Annotated in this window: 2 protein-coding genes; both read right to left on the bottom strand. The window is 49.7% G+C overall.

The annotated features are described in order from the left end of the window. Positions 1-4,239: activase (locus CVU71_18390; GenBank protein ID PKN16860.1), on the bottom strand; the 4,239-nt coding region annotated here is incomplete at its 3' end. 230 nt (positions 4,240-4,469) lie between these two features. Next, positions 4,470-5,141, bottom strand: coding sequence for an ATP synthase F0 subunit A (gene atpB / locus CVU71_18385; protein ID PKN16859.1), 672 nt, complete (start codon positions 5,139-5,141; stop codon positions 4,470-4,472). Between the last annotated feature and the right edge of the window lie 13 nt (positions 5,142-5,154).

The following is a 5,154-nucleotide window of genomic DNA, read 5'->3' as shown; positions in this document are numbered from 1 at the left end:
CTTGCCCCGGAATCGTTTGACGTTGAGCATGAAAATTTCGAGCTTGGAGAGCACATTGGGCGGCAGAAGGTTCCCGTCAATTTCAATCGAGATGGTCGGGTATTTTCTTTCCCTGGCCCAGGGGGTATAAAGTCCTTCGATCACGCGGCCGATCAGGCACGCGAAAGGTGAAATGTTGACAATGCCCGAATAGCCGTCCATCATAGCAGTAGCAGCCACTCCGCTGGATATGCTGATTTCCGAGTGAAGCTCGTGGCTCACGAAGTGCTTTTCGGTATTTTTCATGATTTCGGTCATGTTATGCGGCGTGTGCGGCACCAGACCGGTCGTGCTCAAGGTGTTGCGGATATTTTTCTCCACATTTTTTTTATAGATATGTTCGATACGCCAATCAATGATGCCCCGGAATTCTTTGGCAAAGACACGACGGTACCACGGCGCGAGCTTAAGCTTCTTTTTAAGCTCGTAATGCCGGACGAAGTCGCAGTAGTAAAACCATTCGGCGACATTCGACACCTTACCGACGATACCGTGGCGGCTGAATTGCTGAATCAGTTCATCGACGGCAAAATCGTCGCGACGGACATAGATTTCGCCCACAATCAGGACTTTCGGACAGTCATTCATTTTTCGGGCCAGCGGAATTTTGGAAATCGTGTCGGCAATCTCTTTCAGCACCGGGAGAACTTTTGTAATATCGCGTTCGGCGACGCTGATCATTTTCTGCCAGATTTGATCGTAAATTATCATGGCTTCGACAGGATCGGCGGCACACGTCCTTAGGGATGTTTCAACATCTTTCATATAATCACCGATAACCGCCGCCCACCAGGCATACTTGGTAAATTCCGTGCCCAGCTCTGTGTAGGAATTGTCTGAATCCATCGTAAACACCACAACGTTTTCCAGGCGCAGATCCTTGAAAAGGTTTTCATAAAACACAAAGTATTGTCCGGTTCTGCAGGGGCCCGTTGTTGTAGGGACAAACAGGATATAGATTTCATCCTTGCGGTATTGATCGGAAGATAAATATTTCAAAGCGCTTCCCAGGACAAGGTGCGACGGCAGGCATTCCTTGCCGGAGGCATGATTGCGTGCCATCTGCAGGGTGTAGATATCGGGAACGGGCATGGCTTGCGCATTGAGACCTAGGCCGCGAAGAGTTGCTCCGACAAGTTCCGCGGAGAGCCTGCCCATGTTGGATAAGAGCAACTTGACGCGGGGGTTGTGTTTAATCGGGATTTTTTCGCCGGTGACACTGTTTTTAATGTGGATCTCTTCGCCAGGGTTGTTGATGAAGCGAAGTCCGTTGTCGTATCGCTCCTCGCGGATATCGGTCAGCTTGGAGCGATAGCCTTCGATAATATCCAGAAAGGCTTCAATGCGTGTATCGACGCCGGCATCGGCCGTGTGGGAATCCAGCTCCAGAATTAAAAACGGTTTGGTGCCCATGATCCACTTCAGATAATGCAGCATGAAGGAATCGGGCGCGCAGGAAAAATTGGAAATGTAGGTCACAAAAATATTGTCTTCGTTTTTCAGAAGCGCGCCGGCCTTCATGTCCTGCTGGCCGTAATACCAGTACATGTTGGGATAAATGGCCTCGTCGGCAAACGGAAGAATATCAAACGGAATGATCGAGTAACCGCGGGAGGTGTATTTCCGGGGAATGCCCATATTGGCGTCTGTGGTAAAGGAGTTATAGGGACGTCCCAGGATGGCGATAACCGGACGTTGGGCCCGGCGGGCCTCTTCAAGCGCCTGTTTGCCCAGTTCCGTGAATCTGGCAAAGCACTCCATCTGTTTCTCATGCGCAAGGGTGAATGCGTTTTTCGCTTCGGCCTCACTGAATCCCAGCGCGGCAGCCATGGCGATGAACGGCTCGGCGGCTTTTTTTATCCCGTACATGAAGCTGACGACAGGCGCTAGATATTTTTCGTCCGGAACCTCTGGGAAAGCTTTCTTAATATAATAGGGCAGACCCTGTGTGATGGGGCAGAAATTGGCCTGGACCTTTTTTTCGTAACTGTCCATATCCCGAAAATGAGGCAGGAAAACATAATCGATATTACGGTTTAAAATATCCTGAACAGCGCCGTGAGCGATTTCCGCCGGAAAGCAATAACTGCTTTCGACGCGTGCCGTGCCTTCGTGTGAGATTTCCTGAGATACAAATGTTTCTATCCCCAGGGTATGGAAAAACCAGGAATAAAGCGGCCAGAGCGTGTATATCGAAAAACAGCGGGGAATACCGACAACGTAATCTTTTTTCTTAACAAGCGATGCCGGATCGGGGGCGCATTCTTTAAACAAGATGTCATTTCGTTTTTCAACATAGTCAATCACTTCGGCTTCGTTGAAGACTTTTTTCTTGCGGATATTGGCGTATTTGTTGCAGCGGCCTCCGAACATGTATTTGTGGCCGTTGACGTTGAGAATGCGGACCGGGCAGAAATTATCGCAGGCTTTGCACTGAAATTCCTTCTCATAGATAATGTCCGTGGCCAGAATCTGATCAATGTCGTAAATAGACTTGGTCAGAAATCCTTCGGCAGCTTTTTGTTTGGCGAGAATTCCGACGCCGAAACAGCCCATTAATTCCGGATCCGGGGGCACTAGGATATCTTTGTCCAGCAGCATGGCGAAGGCCAGTGGGACGGCCTTGTTCTTGGCTACGCCGCCCTGCAGGACAATGTTTTTGCCGATCGTCCGGTTGCCCACGACACGGTTGAGATAATTGGAGACAATCGAGGTGACGATTCCGGCGGTGATGTCTTCACGGGATGCGCCCTGCTGAATGGCGTTGCGGATATCAGAATTGATAAAAGCCGAACAATGTTCGCCGAACTTTAAAGGCTCCTTTGCCGCCAGCGCGATATCCCCGATCTGGTCGGCTTCCGGGATGTTCAAATCTCCCTGTGCCGATTCTTCCAGGAATGACCCAGTTCCCGCGGAACAGGCTTCGTTCATGGCATAATCGATCGGGACTTTGTTTTTGAGAGAAACATACTTGGCGTCCTGACCGCCGATTTCGAAGATCGTGTCGATGTTGTCCCGGTAAAACGACGTGCCTACTGCGTGCGCGATGATTTCATTGTAAACGCCGGGTGTTTCGAGGAAAACACCAAGAATCTCACGCGATGAGCCGGTTGTGGAAGCGAGGGTAATGCTGATTTTTTCTTCACCGATATCTTCGTGTATCTGCTTTTTCATCTGCACGAGGCAGTTCTTGAGTGAGCTGACCGGATCACCATGCGTGCGGCCGTAAAAGGACGCAGTGATCTCATTGGTTTCGATGTCGATGAGGCAGGCTTTTGTTGTGGTGGAACCGCCGTCCACACCTAGAATATATTCACGGTCGGCGACGACTTTTCCTTTTTGGGAGGGCAGATAGGTGACCCGGCCCTGTGCCGTCTGCAGGCTTTTGAATCTCTTAAACTGAATCTGGCTGCTCTTGAATAACTTATCCGCTGGCGGCAAAACACTTCCGGAGATTCCGGCCATCAGGGCCGCGCCGTAAGCCTCGAAATAAGGTGCCTGCTGGGGAACGATGAATTCGATTTGAGGCATGCGTTCGCGGATAAAGCGCAGGATGTATTGATTTTGCGTGACTCCGCCGACGAGCAGCACGGTTCCTTTCTCGATTTTAGCTCTTTTGAGAAAATCGATGACTTTGATGGCCATGACATCGCTCAGCGACAGTACGATATCGCCGGTTGTCGCTTCACCTTTGTTGAGCCGATGCGTGCAGTCGCTTTTCATGAAGACCGAACAGCGCGAGGAGAGTTTCAGTGCGCGGCAGTTATCGGGGATGTTGTTGATGTCGCCGAGCTTCATGTTCATCCGCGCCAGCTGCTGTTTAAAGAATTCTCCGGTTCCCGAGGCGCACTTGTTACCCGAAAAGCTGGTGATGATTTTGTTGTTGCGGTCGATGGTGTAGACAACCAGATCTTCTCCGCCCAGGGAAACCAGTGCGTCGATTTGATGATTGAGCTTTTGCAGGGCTTCTTCAATGCAGAGGGGTTCAATCACGCTGCTGATATTCAAAAGATGGCGGCCTTCGGTGCCGGTAACCAGTGTTTTTGTGTCCTGCGGTATATTGCGGGCTGACAGGATTTTGCTGAGGGTGTCGAGAAAATTGCCTTCATGCGGTTCAACGGCGCTCCATACGATGTCATCTCCCTCCAGCATGGCGGCCTTTACGTTTGACGATCCGATATTGATTCCCAGACTACGCATAAAAACTCCCTTAAGATATTATCCCCGTGGTCAATATTACGATTGATCCGTGTCGTCAAGCATCAGATGAGATCGTTAAAATAACCTTTGATAAGACAAAGGGTTAGACAGATTCGATGAACAAGAAAAAAGCAGCTGATCGCGCTTGCTTTCAGCTGCTTTTTGTTTCAATTAACATTGAGCTGTCCGTTGCAACAGCATCTTTATGTTTTGCCGCAAACCGTATGGTATTAATGGCCTTCTTCCATTGCGCCGCCGATATACATCATGGCCAGAAGCATGAAAACCAGCGTTTGGACAACCGATGTGAAGATCATTAAAAACATAATGGGCAGCGGAACAATGAGAGGTACCAGCAGAAGGACAACCAGCAGAACGATGTCTTCACCGGCGATATTGCCGAACAGACGGAAGGTCAGGGACAACGGACGCGACAGGTGACTGATGACTTCAATCGGCAGCATCAGCGGGATCAGCCACCAGACAGGTCCTAAGAATTGTTTGAAATATTTGAGGCCGTGAGTAATGACACCGACTACATGCGTGGAGAAGAACACGACGAGTGCCATAGCCAGGTTCGTGTTGATGTTGGCCGTCGGAGATTCAAAGCCGGGGATGATACCGATCAGGTTGCTTGTTAAAATGAACAATCCCAGCGTGGCAATCAGGGGAAAGAATTTTTTCCCGTGTTCCCCCATGGTATCGAGCAGCAGGGAATGAAGACCATCCACGATCACTTCCATAACATTCTGTATCCGGCCCGGATAAACCTGCAGGCTACGGGTTGCCAGAAACGAAAGCGTGGCCAGTATCAGCATCACAAAAAAAGTGTTGAAAACGATGGTCATGTTAATGCCAATGTCTTTCAACCAAGAAGTATGGAAGAATATTAGGGGTTCCATTTGTTTCTAACTA

The sequence above is a fragment of the Deltaproteobacteria bacterium HGW-Deltaproteobacteria-6 genome (assembly GCA_002840435.1).
GTDB lineage: Bacteria > Desulfobacterota > Syntrophia > Syntrophales > Smithellaceae > UBA8904.
The sequence above is the reverse complement of the archived record's forward strand: the minus strand, read 5'-3'. Positions and strand labels throughout refer to the sequence as shown.